The following is a 26,878-nucleotide window of genomic DNA, read 5'->3' as shown; positions in this document are numbered from 1 at the left end:
ATAGAACTATGAACAAAATCATGGTTCTATTTTATTTTTTTAGGAGGGGTAGTTGTAATGAAGAAGAAAAGTTGGATAAAAATAGCTCTTTCATTTGCAGTTCAATGCAAATGGAAAATTTTATTATCAGTAATTTGTGCTATTATTGGTGTTTTTGCGGGAATTGTACCATATTGGTGTGCATATAAAATAATTGAATTATTTGTTAATGGGGGTATTTCTTTAAGTCAGGTTGCATATTATTGTTTGGCGGCGGTTTCAGGATATGCTGTCAGATACTTATTCCATGGAATTTCAACTACATTATCACACTTGTCTGCATATAACATATTGGAAAATATCAGGCTTAGTTTGGCAAGGACATTTGTTAAAGCACCGCTTGGCTATGTAATGGGAGAATCTGTTGGAAAGCTTAAAAGTGTAATAGTTGACAGAGTAGAAACAATCGAACTTCCTTTAGCACATGTAATACCGGAATGTATATCTAATATTACTCTTTCAATAAGTGTATTTGCATATTTAACATTTATTGATTGGAGAATGGCGTTAGCAATGCTGATTACAGTACCGATTGCCGGTACTTCTTATATGATAATGATGAAGAACTTTAACTCTGAGTATGCCAAATATATGGAAACGAGTAATTATGTAAATAGTGTTATTGTTGAATATGTTGAGGGGATTGAAGTGATTAAAGCATTTAATCAATCAGCAACCTCATATAGTAAATTTGTTGATGCAATTAAAACATTTAGAAATTCGACTTTAGCATGGTATAAAAGTGTTTGGAAATACATGAATTTTGGAAACTCTGTTCTTCCATCGACTTTTTTGGGTGTATTACCAATAGGACTTATTCTTTATGTTAATGGGCAGATTTCTCCCCAAAATTTGGTTATGTGTTTGATTTTATCATTAGGTGTTGTGGGACCTATGATGAATTTCACAAACTATATCAATGAGGCTAAGGCAATAGAATATGCTTTACATGATGTAAGTAGTCAACTTGAAATACCGGTTTTAAGTGATTCAAAAAATGATATTGAGATAAATGATCATACAATTGAACTTAAAAATATTTCATTTGCATATAGTGGAAACTTGGATAATAAAGTATTGTCCGATATAAACTGTATTTTTAAACAAAATGAATTTACTGCTTTAGTTGGTCCTTCTGGGAGTGGCAAGAGCACGATAGCAAGGTTAATAGCAAGATTTTGGGATACAAATGAAGGTAGTATATTAATAGGTGGAGTTGATATTAGAGATATACCTATTTCAAAATTGAATGAATTAATTAGTTTTGTTACTCAGGACACCTATTTGTTTAATTGTTCTGTTAAAGAAAACATCCGCCTTGGAAATCCTGATGCTTCGGATATAGAAGTATTTAATGCAGCAAAATTGGCTCATTGCGATGAGTTCATAAAAAAATTAGAAAATGGATACGATACTATTGTCGGTAATGCAGGGAATAAGTTATCAGGTGGAGAAAAACAGAGAATTTCCATTGCAAGAATGATATTGAAAAATTCTCCAATAGTAATACTGGATGAAGCAACTGCATTTACTGATCCGGAAAATGAGAATAAGTTACAACAATCCTTGTCGTTATTGGCTAAAGGAAAATTGTTATTGGTAATAGCCCATAGATTATCCACAATCAAAAATGCTGACAAGATAGTGGTTTTAAATAATGGGGAGATTGAGAATATTGGTAATCATGAAGAATTGTTACAGAATAGCAAATTGTATCATGACATGTGGTTATCTCATATCGGAGCGAAAAACTGGTCGGCTAATTCAAAGAAGAAGGGGGAATTGTAATGTTTGGAATGATAAAACGACTTATCAATTGGACAGGAGAGTATAAAAAAAGGATTTATGTCGGGTTTATCTATGCTTTTATCAACAGTATTTTTACTTCCATGCCAATCATGCTTGCGACATATGGGTTGGGTTTAGTTATTGATGATTATAAAGGCATTAAAACATTTGACAATGCTCAAATAGTTTACATTTTTATTTTGATGATTCTCGTAATCGGAGGAAGGTTTTTATTTTCTTATTTAAGAGCCAGTACTCAAGAAAGTGTTGGTTGTGAAGCAACAGCTGAGCAGAGAATTCGTCTTGGAAATATCTTTAAAAGAGTTTCACTTGGATTTTTTAATAGCAACAATATGGGTGAAATATCTTCTGCTGTAACTACAGATCTATCATTTATAGAAATGTTCTCTATGAACATGATTAATACTGTTGTGAATGGATATATTACAGTATTTGTAATGATATTATTTTTACTAATCTATTGCCCGTTAGCAGGGGTTATTGCATTAAGTGGTGTGATTATATCTGCTCTATTTTTATATATTGCAGCTAAAATTAGTGATAAAAATGCTGCGATTCATCAAAAGGCTCAAGATAGTATAGTAGAAAATACAATTGAGTTTTTAAGAGGAATGCAAACTATAAAAGCATTTAAACAAGAGGGAGTATCAATAGAAGGAATTCAAAGAGCTTATAAGAATCATAAAGATGTAAATATTAGAATTGAGTTTGAAAATTGTCCATACAATTGTTTACATCAATTTGCATTAAAGGCTACATCAGTTGGAATTATAGCAATTAGTGCATATTTGACATACCTTGAGAAAATGGATTTAAACATAATGCTTATGATGGATATGTTTTCGTTTGTTATGTTTAGCCAAATAGAGCCATTAAGTAACGCAATTCATGTAATAGAAGTTGTTAATAAAACATTGGATAAATTAGAAAAGATAGAAAAAGCAGATATTATAGACAAAAATGGACAGAATATAGAATTAAAAAAATATAACATAGAATTTTCTGATGTGTGTTTTTCGTATGATAAAAAACAAATATTGAATAATATATCTTTTGATATTCCAGAAGGGAGTACTACAGCTATTATAGGACCTTCTGGAAGTGGGAAAACAACGATTTGTAATTTGATTGCAAGATTTTATGATGTGAATAGCGGAACCATAACAATTGGAAACAAAAATATCAAAGATATAACCTGTGATAATCTTTTGAAGAATATTTCAATGGTATTTCAAAAAGTGTACTTATTTAATGACACAATAAAAAATAATATTTTATTTGGCAATCCAAATGCTTCTGATGATGAAGTAATAAATGCAGCCATAAAAGCACATTGCCATGAATTTATTTCAAAATTACCAAATGGATATGACACTATTATAGGCGATGGCGGGGCTACCTTGTCGGGAGGAGAAAAACAACGAATTTCAATAGCAAGGGCTATCTTAAAAGATTCTCCAATAATAATACTTGATGAAGCTACAGCAAGTGTTGATCCAGAAAATGAGCATTTAATTCAAAATGCAATAAGCTCACTAACAAAAGGAAAAACAGTAATTGTTATTGCTCATAGATTAGCAACAATTCAAGATGCAGATCAGATATTGGTTATTGATAATGGTGATGTAGTTCAGAAAGGCAATCATCTTGAGCTGATTAATCAAGATGGTATTTATAAAAATTTTATAAACATAAAAGAATCAGCGGAAGGATGGTGTATTTCATAATTTAGCTGTAAGGAATGGAGGGTTGAAAATTAAAAAATTTTTATATTTATTATAGAAGGAAGCCAGAATATTTTGCATAATCTTTTTTTCAATAGGCTTCATAATTGCTCAGCTTTCCAAACACTATTCAGTACAATTTAATACATTTAAAAGGAAGAACAAGTTCCTTCCATTTTAGAGGACTTCTTATGCTTAAGTGCAGGAGTCCTCTTTTTTTGTCTGAAAAACAAATAGACAAAAAAGAAATGGAGGAAACTTTATGGCAAAAGAGTATTACCTTTATGTCAACGGGCAAAAGGTTAAAGTCAGCGAGGAGATATACAAAGTCTACTGGCGAGAACGAGAACACGAGAAGTATTTAGAGCAGGTGGACAGAAAAAACCACCTGCTTTTCTTGTGGGTTGACCACAATAACCCCCCCCAGCTATGCTGGGGGAATCAGTAGCTTTAGCTTCAAGTTAAAACTCCTTTCATGATATAATAAAAATAGTCTACCAAACTACAATAAATATCAGAAAGGAGTTAATCCAATTGGATAAGAATATTTTATCACATACAACTTGGGATTGTAAATACCATATCGTATTTGCATCAAAATATAGAAGGCAAATAATTTACGGAAGAATAAAATAAGATATAGGAAAAATATTAAGAGACCTTTTGTCAAGAAAAGGAATAGAGATAATAGAGGCAGAACTGTGTCCAGACCACATTCATATGTTAGTAAAAATACCACCAAAATATAGTGTTTCAGAAATTATGGGATATTTAAAAGGAAAAAGTAGTCTAATGATATTCGATAGACATGCCAGTTTGAAATATAAATATGGCAACAGAAATTTCTGGTGCAGAGGCTACTACGTATATACAGCAGGAAAAATGCTAAAAAGATACAAGAGTATATACGCAATCAACTTAAAGAAGATTTTACAAAAGATCAAATAAGTCTTAAAGAATATATAGATCCATTCACTGGAGAAAAGACAAATAAGTAAAAAGAAGTAAAGAGGCGCTTTAGCGTCAGTTGAGAAAGTAGTGCAAGTGGTAGACTTTCAGCGTGCACAAGGTGCACAGCAGGTAAAAGCCCCTTGCAGGGGCAGAGCAAACCACCGGCTACGCTGGTGGTTATGATTGAAGGGAGTAAGGATTCGTTACATATGTTATATAAAATGTAAAAACATTTAATGATGACAATGTATTGACAAAGCACGAACTTTGACATATAATAAGGTCAAAGGAGATGAGGATATGGCTACAACAAATTTGAATATAAGAACAGATAAAGAAATAAAAGAAGCAGCAGAAAAAATCTACTCCAGTTTAGGTTTAAATATGACCACTGCAATTAACATGTTTTTAAGGGCAAGTATTAGAGAAAGTGGCATTCCTTTTGATTTAAAACTTGATATTCCAGATGGTGAAACTATAAAAGCGATTGAAGAAGGAAGAATGATAGCTAAAGATACGAATGTGAAATCCTATGATAATATGGATGACTTGAGGAAAGCCCTTGAAGTATAAAATAAAGTTTACAAGTAGATTTAAAAAAGACCTAAAGCAGGCTAAAAAGCAAGGAAAAGATATTAAAAAGCTCTTTGATGTTATTGAAAAAAATAGCAAAGGATGGAACTCTTGATGAAAAATATAGAGACCATTCATTAGCTGGAAACTACAAAGAGACTCGAGAATGTCATATAGAGCCCGATTTTTTATTAATATATGAAAAAATAGGAGAGTTTTTAATATTATCATTAGTAAGAACAGGCTTACACTCAGATTTGTTTAAGTAAAACAATATGAATGAGAGACTTCTATGACCTATATCTTGAAAATAAGTATATTGGTGATTTGACCTCTAATAAGGTTATTGAAGTAGTGATAATTATTTCAAATAGAATTAATGAGATGTAATTTAATGGATACTGTCTAGCAAATCATAGACAAGAAAATATTAATTATTAGATAATATGGGTTAATATGCTACTGTTTATAAATTTAAATGTTCTTTTAAAGAGAACGTTTTATATTAAACCGATATTTAATGGTATAATATAATAAATAATGAATTGATGTAAAAGGCAAAAGTGAGTAAAAGTACATTTTACAAAATGAAGAATGGGCAAAATGTAACTACAGATGTTTTGCTTAGAATTTGCAATGCTTTGGATTGTGATATTGAGGAAATAGTAGAGTGTATAAGAATTGATAAATAGATTTTGAAAGGAGGTTAATTATGGATAAAGAAAAGTACTATATGAACCTACCAAAAGATTTATCTGGAAGTATCGCTAAAAATCGCTTTAGATTAGAATTACTATGGGGAATTAGTAAGATAATAGATGAGCATAAAGCGAATAATGAATATACGATAATTTTTGATTTTAAATGTGATATTGAATTACATAAAGATGATGAATTGGATTTTTACCAAATTAAGACGAAAAAAAGTGGTAATTATAATTCGAATAATTTATGTAAGAAAGGCAAGAATGAGAACAACTCTATTTTAGGAAAATTATATGCTTTATACTCACCAAACTACAATATAAAATTAGCAATTGTGTGTAATAAACAACTTAAAATCAAAAATAAGGAAATTGATTTTCCTGAGCAATGTTTTGGAGATTTAGATCAAGATGTACTTGATGATGTTAGGGAAAAGTTGTGTGCAGAATTAAAATTAAACACAGTGTGCTTAGATAATGTATTTTATATATTTGATAACATGGATTTATTAAATCCAGAGGATTCTATTAGAGGGAAATTAGTAAAGTCTTTTGTGGATATTAAAGGCGAAGAACCTCAAAATCCGAATGCATTATATAGACTGGTCGTTGATTCTGTTAAAGAAAAAGCTTCTTATGAATTTGATTTAGGTACTTATGCAGATGTTGTAAAAAATAAAGGCATTACGAGAAGTGAATTTGATAAAATGTTAAATGCACATAAAAAAGAATCTAAAAATGGAATCAATGAAACACAGGAGTATATAAACAATCTGCCATTTGCTAAGCGAAGAAGATATAATACAGCGCTTGGTAATATACTTGAAATACAGCAAAGTGAGTCTTTAAGATTAATAAAAATAAAAATCTATAATTATATTGCAGAACATGAGGATTCATTAGATGATATTGAAAATTATTTAAAAGAAATATCAAAATTATTTAATGACGATTTTGATGTGGAATTTACTAATGATATGAAATCAGTTCAATACATAATGATTTATTATATGTATGCTTCAGGAGGAATCTTATAATGAATGTTATATTTGACAAAATATATATATTTGATGTTGTAAAAAAAGAGGCTTATTCGACAGAATTTAAAAAAGGAGTTAATATTATTACATCAAGTGGTATAGACGGAACAGATAGAGGGAAATCAGTTTTATTAAGGAGCTTGTACCATGCCTTGGGTGCAGATTCTCACTTTGACTCGAAGTGGGGAGAAAAAGATAAGGTTTATATATTATTTTTTAAGGTGGATGATAAAGATTTTTCGATTTATAGATCTCAAAAATTATTTAAAATATTTAATTTAAAAGGTGATCTAATTTTTACTACTATTCACAGAAGTGAGTTAGCATATTTTTTTGACAATTTATTTAATTTTTCTATATGGTTACCGCAAAAAAATACAAATAAATTAGTAATAGCACCACCTGCATATAGTTTTTTGCTGAATTTTTTAGATCAAGATGAATACAGTGGTACAAAATTTAATTCGTTTAAAAGTCTTGCTCAGTTCAGTAATTTTAAACTTAATGTTATTTACTCACATTTGGGCATTTACAATAAAGAATATTTCGAACTTGTGAAACACAAAGAAGAATTGGAACTTGAAATTAAAAGCAAGAAAGAAGAAATTGAAGAACTAATTAAAATGAAAGACAGAACCAATTCAATTTTGGATGGTTTTTCATGTCCGGAAACAAGTAGCGCCTTAGAAAATGAGCTTAATATAGAAACTAAAAAATATTCATCGCTGATTAATGAAATGAATTCAGTAAGAAATAAGCTTGTTGACTTGAGAAATCAATTAGTTGAACAGAATATCACTTTATCTCAAATATCTAAATTTGAGACAAAAGAAGAAAAGGAAATAAAAACCATTTTAAAGTCAAAAGTTTGTCCTGAATGTCATTCTGTTTTAGATTCAACTTTGGAATTAAGGAGTAAGAGGTATAATCATATTGACAATGCTCTTAGTCTGAAAGATGCAATAAAAACAGAAAATGCCCATATTGAAGACGAAATACTGAAAAATGAGGGCGTATATTCAAACTTGGCTATGGCTTTGGAGGAACATGATAAAAAGATTTGTAAAAACAAAAGGGAAATCAAGGATTATATCAAGTTTAGAGGATTAAATAAACTAATCGATGAGATTAATAATGATTTGGCGATTAATTACAGAATTATAGATAGTACAAAGGAGGATTTGAAGCCACTAAAGAAGGAATTTAAAAGTGTTAACGATAAAATCAAATCTGTTGATGAAAATTACTATTATTTGATTGACAAACTAAAGATAAGATTCAATTTAAATGAGTTGGAAAGTGACAGCTATGAGCGACTATCTAAAAATTTTTGTGCAAGTGGAAGCAATAAACCATTATCAACTGTTATATGGTATCTAACACTCAATGATTTAAAACAGAAATTTAATCCTGACGGAACAACATTTCCAATGGTATTTGATAGTCCCAATAATGTGGAAACAGACCAGGAGAAGAAGCAGGCATTGGTCGAGTATATTATGGAATCAGCAGATCAATTTAGTCAGTTAATTGTTTCGGCAATAGGATTTTCAGAAAAAGACTATAGCATCAATTCGAATATAAATATAAAAGTTTTAGAAAATGAAAAATATAGTTTACTAAATAGTGAGATGTATGTTCAAAATTATGAGCTTTTACAACGTATGAATGATGCTTGATACAGCAGGGGTTATTAGGAGATGGCTATCTCTCCATCTCCTTACCCATATAAATTCCGTAATTTTTTCGTATCTTATAAAGCTCGTCCATAGTGGATTTTGAGGAAGAATACTCTTGCATAAGGGTGTTCTTTTTTTCTTGTAATTTATCAAGCTCAGCTAAAATATCCTTTGAATTTGGGAGCTTGGAATAAGATTTTTTAAGCTCTGAGAGAGCATTTTCATATAGGGTAATCTGAGCTTTGTACTCTTCAAAAAATGCCTTGTCAGACGGATTAGCAGTATATTCCTTGTAGCACGCTCTGTATTTTTTAACGGTATGAACTTGCTCCATAGTGGTAGAAAGCTTCTGCATTTCCTTATCAATAGACTTGATTTTCTCTTGTATATTTTGCCTTTCATCGGCTGCTTTTTGAATATACTCGTCAAGCTGTTTAACGGATTTAATGCCATGTTCTCTGATATAAATAACAGAGTCAGCCATTGTATGAAGGTTATGTTTGGTTGCCCAATATTCGTAGCCTTTGCTTTCCTTTACCTTTGCATTGGTGTTCATGTCAATAACATTGCCGATGCGTTTTTTGACGTCGGGAGTCTTGATAAACTCTCTTTCTGCAATTCGTTATTTTAATCTTTCTTCGGTATAATCTTCTCCGATTGTTTTAGTCCTTGTAAATCTCGCCTTATCTTTGGGCTTAAAAGCAATGTGCTTACCGTATTTGATTTCATAGCCAAGATCAGCCATCTTCTTTAAAAATTCGTCCCAATCCTTAGACTGTTTAATCATTCTGTCAATGTCAAATTGAAGTCTACTTTTCCAAGAAGTACCACGCTTTGCCTGTTCATTCTCATACCAAGATTTACCGTTAGTCTTGTATTTTTTCTTATAGCTTTCGTAAAACTCGTCAATAACAGATAGGCTATTTTCTTTGCACAGTTTATCACTCTGATAACGGATTTGGTGGTAGCTTTTCTTGTTAGACTGGTAGCACCTACCTGTTACCATATTTACATTATTGAAGATGATGTGATTGTGGATATGCCCCTTATCTACGTGAGTAGATAAGACAAATTCGTACTCATCTTTGAGTATCTTTTTACACAGCTCCATACCAATCTGGTGAGCCAATTCAGGGCTTGTTTCTCCCGGTAAAAATGATTGAATGAGATGTCTTGCAAGAACGGTTCCTTTTGTTCCTGCGTCATTTCGTGTCCTTAAAAACTGAGTGTGAGCAGTTGCTTCGTGGCATTTATGAGTGCTTACTAAAAGCTGCTCGTCTGTCTTATCTCCATTTACAATGTAGTCGATAGCAAGATTAAGAGTCGATTTTATTGGGTGTATTTTTGTAATAGCCATTATTATTCACCTTCCGTTTCAGATGTTCTTTTCAGAAGTAGTGAATGAATTTGCCACAGCTCTTTTGAGAAATGTTCAATCTCTTTTTTTATATCACTGACGTCCTCTTTGTAGATTACACCTGTCGAATTTACTCGCTTTGCAATCTGATTGATGTTGTTTGTTGCATTAGAAAGTAAGCCTTGTAAATCTCTGAAAGGCTCTAAATCCACTTGATAAATTTCCTTTTCCAAAACGCATTTGCGGATGAAATGGCTCATATTTCTGCACTTTGAAAGTTTTCTTTTCTCTTCAAAAAGAGCCTTTTCTTCTTCGGTTAGTTTAATTTCAAGTCTTTCGTTTCGTATTCTATTTGCCATAGGTATTTCCTCCTTTAGGTGTATTTCGGGGTCTTAGGGTTCTCCCTAAAAGTTTGCCCCAGCCAATAGTTTCCAATGAGAGTTTGCTCGAATTGATGAAACTATTAGGCGAGGGTACAAGTTAAAAATTGATAAAAAAAGAAGCAGATCCCAAAGGGCTGCTTCGTCAATTTTTTCGTAAGTGTCCGTACACTTACTGTGCTTGCTACAAAAGACTGATCATGGTAGCAAGCGTTAAGCACATATTGAATTCTAATATTAGTTTAAGTAATTGTACTTCTATATTTACTTGGTGTGATACCATAAGTTGATTTGAATATTTTAGCAAAATGTCCTGTGTGTGTATAGCCAACTTTTTCTGCTATCGTAGATATTTTATACTCAGGATTTTTCAGCAATAATAATGCCTTATTAAGCCTTAATTCTTTTAAGTACTCGTAGGGAGGAACACCGTAGTATTTGCGAAAAGCTAATTGAAATCGTGCAGGACTCATTAAAGCAATTTTAGAGAGTTCAAGTCCGTCAATATGAACCGATAAATCTTTTTTCATAGCCGATACAGCCCTTTTCAGATTTTGCTTATCTTTTTTAGTTAAGACAACGGATATATTTTTTTCCTTTTCTTCTAACTCTGTAATTATGATAGATAATAGTTCCATAACTTTGCTTTCCAAATATAAAGGCAAAATCTTTCCTTCAGCTTGGGATTCTCTTATCTGTTGAAATATAAAATTCAACTGCGGAGAATTTTGAGTTTTTAACAAATAAGAATTGAGAATCTTTGCTTTTTCATATTCAAAATCATCATATTTTAATTTTAAGAAAGTATCAAAGTATTCTTTGGTTAAGATTATTTTCGTAAACTTTACAGGCTTATTTGCCTCACAATAGGTATAAGTTTTCTTTTCTGTATTTAAGTAGCAATAGATACCTTTTTCTACATTATTTAACTTCCTTCCACCAACTTTAAATGAGCTACTTTCTGTTTCAAATTGACTAATCTCTAAATACTTTTCAGATACTTCAGTTATTTTTTCAAGTGTTTTGTTTGGAGTAAAGTTAGCGATTAAAATTAGAATTAAACTGCTGTCAAATTTTAGTATGCGAAAAGTACCTTTGCCAAAATGGGGATCTATTTGAAAGATTTGTTTGTTTTCAGTTGATAAAGTTGGAACAGGAATAAAAGGAGCGTCATGTACTAAGTTTGTTAAATAATCAATAACTGTTCTATCCATCAATTCTGCTCACCTCTTTTAATATCACAAATTTATTTAATTATATCACAAATTTATAAAAATGTAAATAGAAATACTGATGAAAAGCTTACAAATAAAGGGATTACAAGAAATACCGAAATTCGTGGTTAGATTTTGAGTTATAAAAAATTAGCTTTATAATAAATGTAGTTAGTTAGATATAGCTAACGGTCAGGAAAGGAGATGGAATAACTAATGGAAAAAAAGAAGACAGGGATATCTTATGTATTCCAATTAGCAAAAAATGAGAGAAAAAAGCTACATTTAGGAATGTTTTTATCTGTCATTTCTGCGGCTTTATCATTAGTTCCTTATTTTGTAGTTTATAAGATATTACTAATGATATTCCAGAAAAATATTTCGTATACAGAAATTTTAATGTGGGCAGGTATAGGAATTATAAGTGCTGTTTTGCAAGCAATACTAATGTCCTTTGCGGGCATTTTATCTCATACAGCAGCTTTTAACACAATACACAGAATTAAGCTGAAAGTTGTAAATCATATTTCAAAATTTAATTTGGGATTCTTTCAAGAGCATGCCCCCGGAGAAATTAAAACATTGTTGTTTGATGATGTAGATAGAGTTGAAAATTTTTTGGCTCATAGCACTTTGGAATTAGCTCAGGCAGCAGTTGTTCCGGTTATTATGTTCATTTTCATGTTGAAATTAAATTGGATGATGGCACTTGTTATGCTTATTCCTATGATTTTGGGATTAGGAATTCCTATGATGCTAATAAAAAATTATCCGGATATGTCAACGGAGCTATCCGAAGATATTGCTGATTTAAATGCTTCGGCAAACGAATTTATAAAGGCTATGCCTGTAATAAAAATGTATCATTTAACAGCAGAAAAATTTGAACAATATAGAAGCTCATTGAATGCGTATATTACTTGTTGGAAAAAGATGTGTGTGAGTTCTTGCTATCCTTTATCAATAACTTTAGTGATTTTGGATTCAGCAATCTTATTTACATTGCCGTTCGGAGGATATTTCTTTTTGAGAAATTCTTTATCAGCAACATCCTATTTGCTATTTATTATGCTTACAATGTGCTTTTTTGTTTCGTTCTTAAATATGGTAACAATCTTTATGCAATCTATGGAGCTTGGAAGCGGATTGGATAACATAAAAAAAATAATGGATATGGATGAATTGAAAGACGGAACAAAAATCATAAACAAGAATGAGTGTATGAAAATAGATTTTAAAGACGTTACTTTCAGTTATGACGATGAAGAAACAAAAAATAAAGCATTACAACATATAAATTTATCCTTAAAACCGAATACAATAAATGCTTTTGTGGGACCTTCCGGTGCAGGCAAGACAACTGCTGCACAATTGATTGGGAGGTACTGGGATGTAACAAGTGGAGCAATTAAAATTAACGACATACCGATCAATGAATTAAAAATAGATAATTTGATGGATATTACATCATTTGTTTTTCAAGATGTATTTCTTTTGGAGGACACTCTCTATGAGAATATTCGTATGGGAACAGATGCAGATGAAAATAAGATTATCGAGGCTGCAAAAGCAGCACAAATTCATGACTTTATTATGAGTTTACCGAATGGATATCAGACAAGAATCGGGGATCAAGGGGTGAAATTGTCAGGTGGACAGCAACAAAGAATCTCAATCGCAAGGGCAATACTCAAAGATTCTCCAATTATTATTTTTGATGAAGCAACTTCCTATTCAGATATAGAAAATGAGTATCAGATACAGTTAGCACTTCAAAACTTGTTGAAAAATAAAACAATCATTATGATTGCTCATCGTTTGCATACTATTAAGAATGCAGATCAAATTGTTGTATTTGATGAAGGGGAAGTCGTAGAGGTTGGAACACATAAAACTCTTTTAGAAAGAAAAGGGGTCTATGAAAGTATGTGGAATACATACACAAAAGATTACTTTGGAGAGGGGGTAAGTGCAAATGCTTAAGATTATTAGAACACTTCTGAAAGATAAAAAAGAAAAATTGTATTTACCGATTTTTCTAATGGTTATTGATTCGATAGGAAGCATTGTTTTGTATTTAATGCTCTATTTTACCGTTGTTAATATATTGCAAAATACATTAACTAAAACCTTAATCATAGAATATACGGTAATATGTTTCATCAGTATGATTGCAAGGATACTGATTTATAGGCATGCATACTATTTGAGCTTTTCAAGAGGAGCTGAAATGTGTGGAGATATGCGTTTGGATTTAGCAAATCATTATAGGAGTTTGAGCCTTGGTCATTTCCAAAAAAATAGTAGTGGTTATCTATTATCAACTCTTACAAAAGATTTGAGTAGTTTTGAACTGATCATAACGCACACCTTGCCATCGGTTATTAAAACGGCAGTTACAGCAATATTGATTTTATTAGGCACATTTTTTATCGATTGGAAGCTCGCATTATTAGAGTGTTTAGTATTGCTTATCGCATATCCTATGTTGATATGGGGCAACAAATTGATAGAAAAATACGGGGCAAGAAAAAGAAATTTAAATTCTAAGATGATTTCTATTATTTTAGAGTACATTCAAGGTATGAAAGCGTTTAAGTCAGCTAATATGACAAGTGAACATTTTGAAAGAATGATAAATACACTTGAAAATGTTAGAAAGACAAGCGTAAACGCAGAAAAGAAAATGGCGTTACCTACAAGTATGTACTTTATCACAGTTAACTTTTTGCTTCCGATAGTTCTTCTTATAGGAGGATATTTGCTTATAGATGGTAGTGTTAGAACTGAACAGTTTGTGGCTTTTATGCTTATGAGTTTAGCATTATCTGCACTTCTTATTGCCTTTCAACATTCCTATGGACTATTGAAAGATTTGAAATTAGCTGCAAGTAATCTTGAGAAAGCTTATGAAACGAAGCCATTGCCTTATTCTGAAAATGAAGTTGAATTAGAAAATTTTGATATTCAATTTAAGAATGTAAATTTTTCATATGATAGAAATAAAACGATTCTGAACAATATTTCTTTTGAAGCAAAAGAAGGAACTTCTACAGCTTTAATTGGTCCTTCCGGTGGAGGAAAAACTACAATCGCTAATTTGATTGCAAGATTTTGGGATGTAAATAGTGGAGAAATTATAATTGGTGGAAAAAATATAAAATCCATAAAACCTGATGTGTTGCTTAAATATGTTAGTCAGGTTTTTCAAGATAATGTACTGTTAACCGATACTGTTTATAACAATATCAGGGTTGGAAAACCTAATGCAACAAAGGAAGAAGTTTATCAAGCTGCAAAATTAGCTTGTTGCCATGAATTTATTTTGAAAATGAAGGATGGATATGAAACGGAAATAAAAGATGGAGGAAGTACATTATCCGGCGGTGAACGACAAAGGATTGCTATTGCAAGAGCGATTCTGAAGGATGCACCAATTCTTTTGTTGGATGAATCTACAGCTTCTCTTGATCCTGATAATGAAGCTAAAATCAATAATGCTTTGGAGCATTTAATGCAAGGAAAGACAGTTTTTGTTATTGCTCACAGATTGAATACCATTAAAAACGCTAATCAAATTATTTTGATAAATAACGGAAGAATTGAAGAACAAGGAAATCATAATGAACTTTATGGAAAAAAAGGACATTACTATGAAATGGTAAATACACAGGAAAGAGCGAAAAAGTGGATGATAAAGGAGAATAGTTATGGAGAGGCTTAGTACTTTGAAAGAAAAGACAAAAGGTAAAGTTGTTGAAATTATTGGTGATACACATTTTCAAAGCAGAATAATATCTATCGGAATAACTGTCGGAAGCGATGTTGAAGTTATCCAGAATTATAAAAAGCAACCTATTCTCATTTATTGTAGAGATACGATGATAGCTGTCAATAAGATAGAGGCAGAGAAAATAATGATGGAGGTACTTTGAGATATGAAGAAAATAACGATTGCTTTGCTTGGGCAGCCTAATTCCGGAAAATCGACTTTGTTTAATGGGTTGACAGGCTCAAATCAACATGTTGGAAATTGGCCCGGTAAAACCGTTGAGAAAAAAGAAGGTGAATTTTCACATAAAGGCACCCAATACAAAATTGTAGATTTACCCGGTGCATACGGCTTATCAGCAAATTCAGAGGAAGAAGTTATAACAAGAGAATATATAGAAACCGGGAACGCAGACTTAATTGCTATTATGGCAGATGCTTCACAATTAAATCGAAGTCTATTTATGCTCTCTGACTACATTGGAATAAATATTCCGGTTGTCTTAATCATGAACATGATGGATGTTGCTACAAGTCAAGGGAAAAATATAAATATAAAGGGGTTACAAAAATCCTTGAATATACCTGTCATTCCTATCGTTGCGGCAGATAAAAAGAAATACAAAGAGTTTTATGTTTTTCTGGAGCGTTCAGACAGCGGAAGGATTTTAGCAGACAATAATTTTGAAAGAGCATATGAAAGTGTCGCCGGAGATAAATATAAATTGCTGAAAAATTACATTCCTGATGAAGGGATAGGCGTATTTTCAAAATCATGGATTGTCGGGAAATTATTCGATCAAGATGTGAAAGTAATCGAATTGGTAAAAGATAATGTTGATGAATACAAATTTAAAGAAATAGAGGATATATTAAGAGGCATCAAAAATGGGAATCTGATAACCGGTAATTGCAAATTCGATTGGATAGATAAACTTATCAATGCAAATGTTATTCAGAAAAAGAGAGTATTTAAGAGAAGCAAATTTGATCGTATAGCCACAAGTAAAGCTTTCGGAAAACCTATGGCTATCGGAGTTATCATTTTAGGTTTGATTGTTTCCATGCTTATCGGCTTTCCGCTAATGGGATTGTTCGGGTTTGTTATACCTAAAATATCAACATTGTTGGCAAAGGGGCTTGTCGCCATTGGAGTATCAAATTGGCTGATTTCACTTTTGTGTGGAGCTGTAATGACTGCAATTACTTTTGCATTGCAAATGGCAAGTTATGTATTGGGAATTAGCTTAGTATTTGGATTCTTGGAAGATGTAGGATATATGGCAAGAGTTTCCTATGTCTTTGACAACACTATGTCGAAATTAGGATTGCAAGGAAAAGCAATTATGCCGTTCTTGTTAAGTTTCGGCTGTAATATAGGTGGAATCACAGGAACGAGAGTAATTGATTCATGGGGACAGAGGGTTATGACGATTGCATTATCTTGGGTAGTCCCTTGCGGGTCAACATGGGGAGTAGTCGGGCTTGTTACAGGAACATTCTTCGGAAAACAGGCAGTATTTGTGATATTAAGCCTATTTGCAGTTGCTTTTCTACATTTACTAATCACATATAGGATTTTTAGAAAATCGCTTTATGAGGGAAGTGAACATTTTGGAATGATTATGGAACTTCCACCATATCACAAGCCACATTGGAAAAATTTACTTTCTTCTGTAATGAATAGGATGGGAAATGTACTGAAAAGGGCATTGAGTATCATTATCCTTATTTCTGTTATATTTTGGATTCTTGCCTATACGCCTGATGGAAATATAGCTAACAGCCTTATTTATAAAGTAGGAACATTTATAGAGCCTGTAACAAAATTGTTTGGGTTACCATGGCAATTATTTATGGCTTTTGTTGCTTCTGCAATGGGAAAAGAATCGGCATTTGGAGTAATGGCATCATTATTTACTTCTTCAGGAATATGGCATGCAGTTGAGGTTAAAGGGACAGTAGATACCGCTATTCTAAGCAATAATATGTTGACAATGATTTCAAAGCCGGAAGCCTTAGCATTTACTTTTGCCTTTTTCTTCAATATGCCTTGTTTAATGGCTCTTGCAGCTACTGCACAAGAAACACATTCAAAAAAATGGACGATAAAAATAGCACTGTATTATATATTATCGGCTCTAATTATATCTTGTGTTGCATATCATATTGGACTACTGATTTTTTAAGGTGTGATAAGTATGCTTATACAACTATTAGAAGTATTGAAAAAGAAAAAGACTTGCACTTTGCAAGAACTTGCTGAACTGACAGGTGAGGATTTAGATAGTGTAAAAATGAAAATTGAATATCTCGAAAATAATGGATATTTGGTAAAAACTAAAAGGTCTGCAACAAGTAAATGCCAAAGTCAATGTTCGGGATGCTCGAATTGTGTTGTTAATCAAGATGATATTTGGATTGTAAAAGATTGATAATAAACGGTAAATAAATGGAGGAATAAAATGGGAAAGTCTATATGTTTATTTCAAATAATAAGTCGCAATAAAAATAGCCCTTTTTTCTATAGACTTTATATCTGTCAGTCTTTTCATATACTCACTCGTCTAAACAATTAAATACAATTAAGGAAAGAACGGGTTTCGTTCATTTTAGAGGACTTTTTATGCCTATGTGCAGAAGTCCTCCTTTTTTTGTCTAAAAACGCAGACAAAAAAAGAAATGGAGGAAACTTTATGGCAAAAGAGTATTACCTTTATGTCAGAGGGAAAAAGGTAAAAGTCAGTGAAGATATTTATAAAGTCTACTGGCGAGAAAAAGAACACGAAAAGTATTTAGAGCAGGTGGACAAGAAAAACCACTTGCTCTTTTTTTCATCATTGGATCATGACGGGAATTTTGTGGATAACCTTGCTGATGAAAGTGTGGATGTAGAAAAAATAATTGAAACTCAGATCTTAATTGAAACAGTCAGAAAGGCTATGTCAAGGCTGAATGATGAAGAAAGGGACATCATAGAGCGTTTGTATTTTAATGATGAAACATTATCGAGTGTAGCAAGAAGTAAGAAAGTAAGCTATCAAGCTATACAATGGCGAAAAAACAATATTCTTAAAAAGCTAAAGGTGCTTTTGAAAGAATTTATAAAGTAAACGCCTTGTAGATGGGGGCAGATTTTCCTTTATAAATTGAAGGGAGATCTGTCCTTATATTTTTTTAAAGAAGTGATGAAAACAATAAAGTTGAAGAGAATCTCTCTTAAAGCCGTTAGGCTATTGTTCCTTGAAAACTGAATAGACCATGGCGGGACTTTTAATTACTTAGTGAGCGAAAGGAATTTACGCCATGACTTTCCTGCTGAAGAAATTCGGTTTAAATGAATACTGTCAAAGACAAGGATAGAAGGAAACGAGCGATAAATAAATTTTCTTAAAGCAAAGAACGAGGATAACTTTGCGAGCGATGACCTAAGTAATGATAATGATACTTCTTTAGTGAAAGCCGGCTCATCTTAACAGGGGCGGTGGTGAGATTCCAATGTTGCTTATCCTAAGCACCCGTTAATGTCATAAAACTTTAGATAAAATTATATGAGGAGGATTTAGAATGAATAATGAACTATTAAGATATAGCCTCCAATTATCTATGCTGTCTATGTTACTTTCTAAGCACTTGCTCAGTGATATTGAATATAAAAAGATAAAACTAAAGCTGATGAAAAAAGTATAATATCTCTACAGAATTATATTTATAATGTTTTGCAAGTGTGGTATAATAGAACTGCATAGAAAGATACAAAAAGGAGGCAGTGCAGTGAAAAAGGATGTTAAAGTTATTAAAGGTGATACCACACTGAAAAGAACTGCATCAGGGTGTGTTCAACGCTCAATAAAGAGAGTGGCAGCTTATTGCAGAGTTAGTACGGATACTGAAGATCAGATTAATAGCTATAATTCTCAGGTAGAACATTACACAGAATTTATACAGAAAAATAAAGAGTGGACTCTTGCCGGAATATATGCTGACGAGGCGATAACAGGAACACAGGTTGATCGAAGAATTGACTTTCAAAGATTAATAAATGACTGTATGAACGGCGATATAGATATGATAATTACAAAGTCTATATCAAGATTTGCAAGAAATACATTAGACACCTTAAAGTATGTAAGAAAGTTGAAAGAGTTTAATGTTGCGGTCTTTTTTGAAGAGGAAAACATAAACACCTTAACAATGGACGGAGAGTTGCTTTTAACAATTTTAAGTTCAGTTGCGCAACAGGAAGTAGAGAACATTTCAGCCAATGTCAAAAAAGGTTTGAGAATGAAGATGGAAAGAGGAGAAATGGTAGGCTTTCAAGGGTGTTTAGGCTATGACTATGATCCGGAAACTAAAAGCATTTCTATCAATGAAAAAGAAGCTGAGATTGTAAGATATATTTTCAGAAGATATATTGAAGGTGTTGGCGGTATGGTAATCTCCAGAGAACTTGAAGAACAAGGATATTTATCGCCAAGAGGAAATAAAAGATGGACGGAAACAACAGTTTTAGGAATCATAAAAAATGAGAAATATAAAGGGGATCTTATGATGGGAAAGACCTATACGGTTGATCCTATTTCAAAGAGAAGATTGGATAATTTCGGAGAACAGGATAAGTTTTATATAGAGAACCATCACGAGCCAATCATTTCGGAAGAAGATTTTGAAAAAGCTCAAGGTATTAGATTAAGAAGGTCAAAAAACAGAAATACCGTTGCTAATAATGGCGGTAAGAGAGAAAAGTATTCAAGAAAATATGCTTTTAGCAGTATGCTTGAATGCGGATTTTGTGGTCATAATCTTTCAAGAAGAAATTGGCATTCGAGTTCAGAGTATACAAAAGTTATATGGCAGTGTGTCAATGCTACTAAAAACGGAAAGAAGTATTGTCCGCATAGTAAAGGGATTGAAGAAGAAGCCATAGAAAAAGCATTCATGGAAAGTTATCGTCAGGTATGCCACAATAATGTTGAAATTACTAATGAATTCCTTAAAACTGTGGAAGAAGAATTGAAAGACAACAGTTTAGCTAAAGACCTGAAGAAGATAACAAATCAACTTGATAAGATACTAAAGAAAGAAAAGGATCTTGTTGAGTTAAGGCTGAATGAGTCAATCAGCATGGATATATATCAGGATAAGTATAATGAAATAGCTATTAGTAAAGAGAAATTACTTGCAGAAAAAAGGACTTTAGAAGTAACACTCACTGATGAAAAAGCGTTGAAGAAAAGGCTCGAGGGGTTTAAAAAATTACTTGAGTCCAATAAATATCTTGAGGAATTTGATAGGGCAGTATTTGAAAGTATAGTAGATAAAATCATCATTGGGGGAACTAACGATGAAGGTGAAATTGATCCTGCAATGATTACTATCATATATAAGACTGGAAAAAAAGATTCTCAGGACGGAAGATTATTCAAGAGCAGAAGAAAAAATGCCAAGGAAGTTAATGAGGAAACTGACAACAAATTGTATCCTCATTCAAGCGACGAGGTTAATAATTTGTATTCCTATCCTATTGACAACACATGTGGAGACTATAGTGTTGATACAAAAGATGTAAATTTAGAAATCCTGCATTTTAATGAGGTTATAAGCATTTTGTCTTCGATAAAGATGAAGAAGGATACGTCAAAAAGACCCAAAAAAATTACATGGACGTAAGAGTAGTTTTGCAACTGGTATGAGGAGACACAAAGAAAAATATAATAAAATAAAACCCATTTTATACTTTCTACAAGAGTAGCTTAAATAAGGCTGCTCTTTTTTTTCTAGGAAGTGAGTACATATAAATTTAAAATATACTAATAATACAAAATCTAATTTCCGAAAAGTAGAAGTCCAGACTTCCGAAAATCGAAATTCAAGAACTTCTAATAACAGATTTCTAGAAATCCAAAAATCGGAGAATAACTATAAAATATTAGTAATATTGAGTTAAGAAAGAATAATTTTAGAAAGAAAAAAATAAAGATTAATTTCATTAGGTTGAGAATAAAAAGCTATGTAATGGAATTTAAAAAGGGAGTAAGGATTCGTTACAACCTATCAAAAATTAAAATCTGGAAATTTCCGAGTTTTAAATTAAGTTTATCTTTTAAAATCCTCTTAAATATTCTGGCTTTGAACTTTATTGGCAAGTTTGAATTGTCACAAGAAGAACCTAAGGAACTTACGCAAGAGGAACTTGATGAACTAGAGAAGCTAAGGAAAAAGAGAGAGAAGAAGAGAGAGTATAATTACAGATATTTAAAAAAGAAAAAAGCTAGTATGGAAAAAATTATGACTTTGTGGTCGGCGTAGTTTTAAAACTGCACCGACTATTTTATTTAATATAAATAAATATGTAAATCAGTAAATTTTCTAAAAAAACATCTTACAACTATTGCTAAATAACACTAAATGATGTATAATAAATAATATCATTATTGATAATTCGATTATTGATTATACTATTAAAATTAAAGTTTTGTAAGAATGGAGGAATGGACATGGCAAATAGAAACCATGAACTTGATAAACCAATCATTGAAGCTGCTAAAATAGAGTTTTTGAAATATGGATTTCAGGCTGCTACAATAGGCAATATTGCTAAAAGAGCGGGAGTTACAACGGGAGCAATCTATACAAGATATAAGGGGAAAGATGAACTTTTTTATAGTTTGATAAAAGAATTTTTAGAAGCTATAAGTGTGAAAAGAAAAGAGAACGAATACTCGTATAGGGAATATTGCGTAGATAAAAACTTTGATCATTTTTTGCGTAGCATTCAGAAAGAAACCAAAGGATATGTAGATGTGTTATTTAAATATTACGAGGAGTGCAAACTAATACTTTGCTCAAGTAAAGGCAGTTCTGTAGAAGGAATGTTTCGTGAAATGATGAATAATAAAATTTCCATAACAAAACAATTTATAAGGGAAAATATAGATCCGAATATAAGTGAGATGAAATTAGATTTGGTAGAGCTTTTAATGAATCAACAATTTAGTGCTTTTAAATTAGTGGTTGAAAAAGGATATAGCAAAGAGGAGACAATCGAATACATAAAAATGCTCGGCGAATTTATTGGGGCGGGTTGGAGAAAGATATTTGATGAAATTATAAAGAGGTATTGAATTTATGTACGATAAAGGCGAGAAGGATGAAAATATTTTAGATTTTAAAATAGATTTTTCCTATGAAGGCAAAAAGGAAAAGTCGTTAGATGATGTAATTGGCAGCATATCAAAAGGAGATTGCATAGTTCTTTGTGGCGAAAGTGGATGTGGAAAATCAACATTACTTAGGTGCTTAAACCATTTAATACCGGAGTTCTATGATGGGATATTTAATGGCTATATCTTGGTAAATAGCAACAATATAGAAAACAAGAACATTGGAGAAGTTGGAGAATTGATTTCGTCCGTTTTTCAAGATCCAAGAAGTCAATTTTTTACGATGGAAAGCGATACGGAAGTATCTTTTGGACTTGAAAATAAAGGGTTAAGCCATGAAATAATAAAAAGAAGAACAGAAGAAGCTTTTTCAAAATTTGGCTTGGAGTATTTGAAAAACAGGGAAGTATTCAAACTTTCAAGCGGAGAACGTCAACTAATAGCGATTATGTCTGCTTGGGCAATGGATACGGATATTATTTTACTTGACGAGCCAACTGCAAACTTAGATTATTTAGCCATAGAAAAACTGAAAAATATCTTATTGCTTCTAAAAGAAGATGGAAAAACTCTAATAATCAGTGAACATAGGCTTTACTATTTGAAAGAGTTGGCTGATGAATACTGGCTAATAAAAAATGGAAGCTTTTATGAAAAGTATGATAAGGACGATTTTAAGATATTTTCTAAGGATGAATTAAATAATTTGTGTTTACGAGTTACGGATTTGAAGCAGATTGAGGTTCAGAAGAAGTGTTCTAATGTTGTCAATGATAAATTAGAGGTAAAAAATATATCCTTTTTATATAAAAAACAACATATTTTAAATGATTTGTCGTTTACAGCTTATTTGGGAGAAGTGACTTGCTTGATTGGCAAAAATGGTTCAGGTAAAACCACCTTAGGAAAATGTATATGTGGACTATTGAAACCAAAAAAGGGAAGAATTTTTCTAAAGGAAAAAGAATTGAGCCATAGGCAGCTATCGCAGGATAGCCTCTTTATTATGCAAGAAGCTGAATTTCAATTTTTTACAAATTCTGTATTATCTGAACTGAAGTACGGTGTAAATCGGAACAAATATGATGAGATAGAAGCTCTACTTAAAAAGTTTGATATGTGGAAATATCGTGATAGACATCCATTTTCTCTTTCAGGTGGGCAAATGCAAAAATTAACCTTAATGATGGCGTATCTTTCGGATAAAAGTGTGGTTATTTTAGATGAACCAACCTCAGGAATGGACAAAAAAAGTTTAGATACTGTAGTGGGATTGATAAACGATATGAAAAAGAAAAAAATCGTGATAACAATTAGCCATGACTTAGAATTTATTTCATCAGTTGCGGATAAATGTTTGGAACTTGATGATGGAACGATACAAAGGATTTGTGAAGTAAAAGAGAATAGAGATATTGAAAGCATTAAAAGTATATTTGAAAAAGATTTAGAAGATCAAGCTCCGGCAAAAAGAGAAAAAAATCTTTTAGATCCGAGAACAAATATTTTGTTTTGGCTTCTTTGTATGGTTGCAGTAGGAATCGACAATAAAAGTTTGATTTTTGAATGCAATTTATTAGCTCTCGTTTTTTCTCTTGCAAATAGAAGATACAAGACTTTAGGAATTACTTCTGTCATTATAGGGCTTATTTACGGTCTTGAGATTATATATCCGAATGAAATTACAATATTTACGGCAAATTTGTTTCCTAGATTTATTTTAATATTTCTACTATTTCCTATTATTCTTGGAGGTAGAGGGGCAACAAATATGCTTGCTGGACTTAGAAAAATAAGAATACCTGAGAAGTTATTATTGATTCTTGCAGTTTCTTTCAGGTTTTTCCCGGTGCTAAGGAATGATTTTAAATTACTTAGACAGGTGCTTAGAAATAGAGGAAGTTGCAAGCATAAAAATATAATAAAAGAAAAAATAGAATATCTTGAGGCTCTGATTGTATCACTCATTTTTCGAGTGGTAAGAATAGGCGAAACTTTATCAGCTTCAGCAGAAACAAGAGGAATTGCTTTAAATCATAAAAAATCATCTTATGTTACTTTACAGTTCAATTTATGCGATTACATATTGATGATTGGAATGATAGTAATTTTGATGATAAATATTTTATAAAAATAGGAGGACTTAATCATGCACAAAAACAAATTGAAAGCGAAAGATATCATTACAGTTACTTTATTATCATTGTGTAACATTTTGATATTTTCGATAGGAACATTCATGTATGCAACACCAATTACCATACTTTTAACACCGGTGCTTTACTCATTATTACAGGGTATTGTTTTCTATGTTATCGGAGTGAAAGTGAAAAAAAGAGGAGCGTTTTTTATATATTCCCTTATTCAAGGAGTGATAGCATTCTATCCACCATATATTTTGATGTTTGTAATTTCAGGATTGATAGCAGAGTTTTTATTATATAAAAAAGGTTATGGTAATTTAAAAGTTATTGGAATCAGCTATGTTATTCAGCAAACTTTGGCTTCAATTGGAAGTGTAATTTATCCATATACAATAGCCTTGAATAAAACTATAGGAGCCATGAAACAAAAGGAGTTAGCTTCAAATATTATAGCGGCAGGCAAAATGATTTCTTCTTGGGGAACGCTGATTTTACTTGCCTTAGTTATAGTTTCAGCAATCGCAGGAGCTTATATAGGTAGCAAGGTCGTAAGGAAACATATTTTAGAAAAAGAAGCTAATTAATAGGGTAAAGTCATGAAAAAAGAGAAAGAACCAAACTTTTTTAAAGAAATGGATTCGTTTATAAAGCCATACAAAAAAAGATATATTTTATCTGTTATGCTAAGTATGCTTTCTGTTCTATGCGAACTGTTATCCTATGCTTTTGTTGGAATTTTAGCGGGATATATCTTCAAAGGATTTCATGGAAACAACATGATATATGTCTTGATTTTCACTATAATCTGCAAAATATCAGGGGTGCTGCTTTCAAATATTTCAACACTTATATCTCATAAAGCAGCATACTTAACACTAAAGGACTTAAGATATGCAATTTGTGATAAATTTGTTAGATTGCCGATGGGATATTTTGATATGAATCCTAGTGGAACATTAAAAACTATATTGGTAGACAGGGTGGAAGATATAGAAAAAACATTAGCACATCTACTTCCTGAGATGACTGCAAATCTATTGATACCTATTGCCATGATTGTTTGGATGCTTGCAGTTAATATTAAGCTTACCGGGATTATATTTCTTTGGGTTATATTTGGACTATCAATCGGAATGCTTATGATGATTGGATATAAGAAAAAATATGAGGGACAAGTACAGGCACAAAAGAATATGAATCAAGCGGTTATAGAGTATGTCAAGGGGATTGAGGTAATTAAAACTTTCAATATGGAAGATAGTTCCTATGCTAAATATAAAAATGCAGTCATACGCCATGCGGAGTATGCTATAAACTGGATGAAAAGCTCACAGATTTATGCGTCTCTTTCCTATAGCATAGCTCCTGTATCTATATTTCCAACAATTGTTGTGGGATTGATATTTTTTAATAATGGGTTTCTTACTGAGCAAAGTTTATTTTTGTTTATGATGATTTCTCTTGGAATATTTAAACCGATTGTTAAAGCATCCAGTTATGTTGACCAATTGGCACAGATGGGAACTGTTGCTAAGGAAATAAAAGGAATCTTAGATTATCCGGAACTTAAGAGAAGTGAGAATTCTAATTTAAAAGAAAAAATGACATACGACATAGAGTTTGAAAATTTACAATTTTCTTATGATGGGACAAAAAATGATGTTGATGATGTGAATTTAACCATTAAAGAAAAAACTATGACTGCAATTATTGGTCCTTCAGGTTCAGGAAAATCAACTCTAATGAAACTTTTAGCCGGATTTTGGGATTTTGAGAAAGGAAACATAAAAATAGGTGGTATAGCGGTAAAAGACCTTTCAATGAATGACCTGAATACTCTTATCTCCTATGTGGATCAAAATACATTTTTATTTGATGATACTATTTTGGAAAATATTAGAATAGGTAAAAAAGATGCAACGAATGATGAGGTGATAGAAGCTGCTAAAAGAGCCGGTTGCCATGATTTTATTGTAACTTTGCCTGATGGATATGACACCATCGCAGGGGATAGGTTATCCGGTGGAGAAAAGCAAAGAATAGCTATCGCCAGAGCAATTCTAAAAAATGCTCCAATTATCATATTAGATGAAGCAACTGCAAGTACAGATATTGAAAATGAAGAAAAAATTCAAGAAGCGTTACTGGAATTTACCAAAGAAAAAACACTAATTGTTATTACACATAAAATTAAAACTGTCATAAATGCAGATAAGATCATATACATGGAAAATGGGAAAATCATTTGCGATGGAAAACATGAAGAACTTATTAAGTCGTGTTCTGCGTATAAGCATTTATATGAAATAGCAAATTGATTGGAGGTGAGA

General features: G+C 31.8%; 22 protein-coding genes and 2 pseudogenes. 21 read left to right on the top strand and 3 right to left on the bottom strand.

The features are described 5' to 3' along the window. Positions 1–57 precede the first annotated feature (57 nt). The 9 genes and pseudogenes from KO172_RS00810 to KO172_RS00770 all read left to right on the top strand — a co-directional run bounded on the left by KO172_RS00810 (position 58) and on the right by KO172_RS00770 (position 8,519). Positions 58–1,827: an ABC transporter ATP-binding protein gene (locus tag KO172_RS00810; RefSeq protein WP_215491699.1), complete on the top strand. Its 1,770-nt coding sequence runs from the start codon at positions 58–60 to the stop codon at positions 1,825–1,827. Then, positions 1,827–3,575, top strand: a complete 1,749-nt coding sequence (locus KO172_RS00805; protein WP_215491698.1) for an ABC transporter ATP-binding protein — start codon at positions 1,827–1,829, stop codon at positions 3,573–3,575. The genes KO172_RS00810 and KO172_RS00805 overlap by 1 nt, the downstream gene beginning before the upstream one ends. 259 nt (positions 3,576–3,834) lie before the next feature. After that, complete coding sequence (locus KO172_RS00800) at positions 3,835–4,020, top strand: hypothetical protein (RefSeq protein WP_445080624.1); 186 nt, start codon at positions 3,835–3,837, stop codon at positions 4,018–4,020. A gap of 86 nt (positions 4,021–4,106) precedes the next feature. Then, a pseudogene (gene tnpA, locus KO172_RS00795) lies at positions 4,107–4,570 on the top strand (IS200/IS605 family transposase). 253 nt (positions 4,571–4,823) lie between these two features. Then, positions 4,824–5,096 (top strand): type II toxin-antitoxin system RelB/DinJ family antitoxin, encoded by a 273-nt coding sequence (locus KO172_RS00790; RefSeq protein ID WP_215491697.1) that lies wholly within the window; start codon positions 4,824–4,826, stop codon positions 5,094–5,096. A 77-nt stretch (positions 5,097–5,173) separates the two neighbouring features. Further along, on the top strand, positions 5,174–5,365 hold the full coding sequence (locus KO172_RS00785; RefSeq protein ID WP_374047634.1) for a type II toxin-antitoxin system YafQ family toxin: 192 nt from the start codon (positions 5,174–5,176) through the stop codon (positions 5,363–5,365). 318 nt (positions 5,366–5,683) lie between these two features. After that, positions 5,684–5,788 (top strand): helix-turn-helix domain-containing protein, encoded by a 105-nt coding sequence (locus KO172_RS08285; protein ID WP_445080630.1) that lies wholly within the window; start codon positions 5,684–5,686, stop codon positions 5,786–5,788. Positions 5,789–5,808: 20 nt separating this feature from the next. Then, positions 5,809–6,837, top strand: coding sequence for a DUF4297 domain-containing protein (locus KO172_RS00775; RefSeq protein WP_215491696.1), 1,029 nt, complete (start codon positions 5,809–5,811; stop codon positions 6,835–6,837). Then, positions 6,837–8,519: a coiled-coil domain-containing protein gene (locus KO172_RS00770; protein ID WP_215491695.1), complete on the top strand. Its 1,683-nt coding sequence runs from the start codon at positions 6,837–6,839 to the stop codon at positions 8,517–8,519. Before KO172_RS00775 ends, KO172_RS00770 begins: the two co-directional genes overlap by 1 nt. Positions 8,520–8,544: 25 nt before the next feature. Here KO172_RS00770 and KO172_RS00765 read toward each other — a convergent pair. The 3 genes and pseudogenes from KO172_RS00765 to KO172_RS00755 all read right to left on the bottom strand — a co-directional run bounded on the left by KO172_RS00765 (position 8,545) and on the right by KO172_RS00755 (position 11,470). Continuing rightward, positions 8,545–9,876 (bottom strand): annotated as a pseudogene (locus KO172_RS00765) (relaxase/mobilization nuclease domain-containing protein). Positions 9,877–9,878: 2 nt separating this feature from the next. Beyond that, entirely contained in the window at positions 9,879–10,235 is a 357-nt protein-coding gene (locus tag KO172_RS00760; protein ID WP_215491694.1) for a plasmid mobilization protein, read from the bottom strand. Between the two features lie 263 nt (positions 10,236–10,498). Beyond that, entirely contained in the window at positions 10,499–11,470 is a 972-nt protein-coding gene (locus tag KO172_RS00755; RefSeq protein ID WP_000376298.1) for a helix-turn-helix transcriptional regulator, read from the bottom strand. Positions 11,471–11,686: 216 nt separating this feature from the next. On the opposite strand from KO172_RS00755, the gene KO172_RS00750 reads away from it, so the two are divergent. From KO172_RS00750 to KO172_RS00695, 12 genes are all read left to right on the top strand, one after another. Beyond that, the gene (locus KO172_RS00750) at positions 11,687–13,453 is read left to right on the top strand and encodes an ABC transporter ATP-binding protein (protein WP_215491693.1); all 1,767 of its coding nucleotides are present in this window, start codon (positions 11,687–11,689) and stop codon (positions 13,451–13,453) included. Further along, on the top strand, positions 13,446–15,194 hold the full coding sequence (locus KO172_RS00745) for an ABC transporter ATP-binding protein (protein WP_002841636.1): 1,749 nt from the start codon (positions 13,446–13,448) through the stop codon (positions 15,192–15,194). The genes KO172_RS00750 and KO172_RS00745 overlap by 8 nt, the downstream gene beginning before the upstream one ends. Next, positions 15,181–15,405: a FeoA family protein gene (locus KO172_RS00740; protein ID WP_002416391.1), complete on the top strand. Its 225-nt coding sequence runs from the start codon at positions 15,181–15,183 to the stop codon at positions 15,403–15,405. The genes KO172_RS00745 and KO172_RS00740 overlap by 14 nt, the downstream gene beginning before the upstream one ends. A gap of 3 nt (positions 15,406–15,408) precedes the next feature. After that, complete coding sequence (gene feoB / locus KO172_RS00735) at positions 15,409–17,430, top strand: ferrous iron transport protein B (RefSeq protein WP_215491692.1); 2,022 nt, start codon at positions 15,409–15,411, stop codon at positions 17,428–17,430. 12 nt (positions 17,431–17,442) lie between these two features. Then, a complete protein-coding gene (locus tag KO172_RS00730) occupies positions 17,443–17,676 on the top strand; it encodes a hypothetical protein (protein WP_000908215.1) in 234 nt (77 codons plus the stop codon). Between the two features lie 261 nt (positions 17,677–17,937). Continuing rightward, complete coding sequence (locus KO172_RS00725; protein WP_215491691.1) at positions 17,938–18,354, top strand: sigma factor-like helix-turn-helix DNA-binding protein; 417 nt, start codon at positions 17,938–17,940, stop codon at positions 18,352–18,354. Between the two features lie 661 nt (positions 18,355–19,015). After that, a complete protein-coding gene (locus tag KO172_RS00720; RefSeq protein ID WP_215491690.1) occupies positions 19,016–20,911 on the top strand; it encodes a recombinase family protein in 1,896 nt (631 codons plus the stop codon). A 345-nt stretch (positions 20,912–21,256) separates the two neighbouring features. After that, positions 21,257–21,550: a hypothetical protein gene (locus KO172_RS00715; RefSeq protein WP_251320099.1), complete on the top strand. Its 294-nt coding sequence runs from the start codon at positions 21,257–21,259 to the stop codon at positions 21,548–21,550. A gap of 188 nt (positions 21,551–21,738) precedes the next feature. Beyond that, positions 21,739–22,365 carry a TetR/AcrR family transcriptional regulator gene (locus KO172_RS00710; RefSeq protein WP_215491689.1) on the top strand — a complete coding sequence of 209 codons (627 nt, stop codon included), beginning with the start codon at positions 21,739–21,741 and terminating at the stop codon, positions 22,363–22,365. Positions 22,366–22,369: 4 nt separating this feature from the next. Continuing rightward, on the top strand, positions 22,370–24,535 hold the full coding sequence (locus KO172_RS00705) for an ATP-binding cassette domain-containing protein (protein WP_215491688.1): 2,166 nt from the start codon (positions 22,370–22,372) through the stop codon (positions 24,533–24,535). A gap of 18 nt (positions 24,536–24,553) precedes the next feature. Continuing rightward, on the top strand, positions 24,554–25,132 hold the full coding sequence (locus tag KO172_RS00700) for an MptD family putative ECF transporter S component (protein ID WP_215491687.1): 579 nt from the start codon (positions 24,554–24,556) through the stop codon (positions 25,130–25,132). A gap of 12 nt (positions 25,133–25,144) precedes the next feature. Beyond that, a complete protein-coding gene (locus tag KO172_RS00695; RefSeq protein ID WP_215491686.1) occupies positions 25,145–26,866 on the top strand; it encodes an ABC transporter ATP-binding protein in 1,722 nt (573 codons plus the stop codon). The last annotated feature ends 12 nt before the right edge of the window (positions 26,867–26,878 follow it).

Source organism: Fenollaria sporofastidiosus, from assembly GCF_943169635.2.
Classification (GTDB): Bacteria; Bacillota; Clostridia; order Tissierellales; family Peptoniphilaceae; genus Fenollaria; species Fenollaria sporofastidiosus.
This window is presented reverse-complemented; position numbering and strand designations above follow the sequence as displayed.

Bases quoted from the DNA above. Each gene is read 5' to 3' on its own strand.
- KO172_RS00810 (WP_215491699.1), top strand. From the start codon at position 58: ATGAAGAAGAAAAGTTGGATAAAAATAGCTCTTTCATTTGCAGTTCAA.
- KO172_RS00805 (WP_215491698.1), top strand. From the start codon at position 1,827: ATGTTTGGAATGATAAAACGACTTATCAATTGGACAGGAGAGTATAAA.
- KO172_RS00800 (WP_445080624.1), top strand. From the start codon at position 3,835: ATGGCAAAAGAGTATTACCTTTATGTCAACGGGCAAAAGGTTAAAGTC.
- KO172_RS00790 (WP_215491697.1), top strand. From the start codon at position 4,824: ATGGCTACAACAAATTTGAATATAAGAACAGATAAAGAAATAAAAGAA.
- KO172_RS00785 (WP_374047634.1), top strand. From the start codon at position 5,174: ATGTTATTGAAAAAAATAGCAAAGGATGGAACTCTTGATGAAAAATAT.
- KO172_RS08285 (WP_445080630.1), top strand. From the start codon at position 5,684: ATGAAGAATGGGCAAAATGTAACTACAGATGTTTTGCTTAGAATTTGC.
- KO172_RS00775 (WP_215491696.1), top strand. From the start codon at position 5,809: ATGGATAAAGAAAAGTACTATATGAACCTACCAAAAGATTTATCTGGA.
- KO172_RS00770 (WP_215491695.1), top strand. From the start codon at position 6,837: ATGAATGTTATATTTGACAAAATATATATATTTGATGTTGTAAAAAAA.
- KO172_RS00760 (WP_215491694.1), bottom strand. From the start codon at position 10,235: ATGGCAAATAGAATACGAAACGAAAGACTTGAAATTAAACTAACCGAA.
- KO172_RS00755 (WP_000376298.1), bottom strand. From the start codon at position 11,470: ATGGATAGAACAGTTATTGATTATTTAACAAACTTAGTACATGACGCT.
- KO172_RS00750 (WP_215491693.1), top strand. From the start codon at position 11,687: ATGGAAAAAAAGAAGACAGGGATATCTTATGTATTCCAATTAGCAAAA.
- KO172_RS00745 (WP_002841636.1), top strand. From the start codon at position 13,446: ATGCTTAAGATTATTAGAACACTTCTGAAAGATAAAAAAGAAAAATTG.
- KO172_RS00740 (WP_002416391.1), top strand. From the start codon at position 15,181: ATGGAGAGGCTTAGTACTTTGAAAGAAAAGACAAAAGGTAAAGTTGTT.
- feoB (WP_215491692.1), top strand. From the start codon at position 15,409: ATGAAGAAAATAACGATTGCTTTGCTTGGGCAGCCTAATTCCGGAAAA.
- KO172_RS00730 (WP_000908215.1), top strand. From the start codon at position 17,443: ATGCTTATACAACTATTAGAAGTATTGAAAAAGAAAAAGACTTGCACT.
- KO172_RS00725 (WP_215491691.1), top strand. From the start codon at position 17,938: ATGGCAAAAGAGTATTACCTTTATGTCAGAGGGAAAAAGGTAAAAGTC.
- KO172_RS00715 (WP_251320099.1), top strand. From the start codon at position 21,257: ATGGAATTTAAAAAGGGAGTAAGGATTCGTTACAACCTATCAAAAATT.
- KO172_RS00710 (WP_215491689.1), top strand. From the start codon at position 21,739: ATGGCAAATAGAAACCATGAACTTGATAAACCAATCATTGAAGCTGCT.
- KO172_RS00705 (WP_215491688.1), top strand. From the start codon at position 22,370: ATGTACGATAAAGGCGAGAAGGATGAAAATATTTTAGATTTTAAAATA.
- KO172_RS00700 (WP_215491687.1), top strand. From the start codon at position 24,554: ATGCACAAAAACAAATTGAAAGCGAAAGATATCATTACAGTTACTTTA.
- KO172_RS00695 (WP_215491686.1), top strand. From the start codon at position 25,145: ATGAAAAAAGAGAAAGAACCAAACTTTTTTAAAGAAATGGATTCGTTT.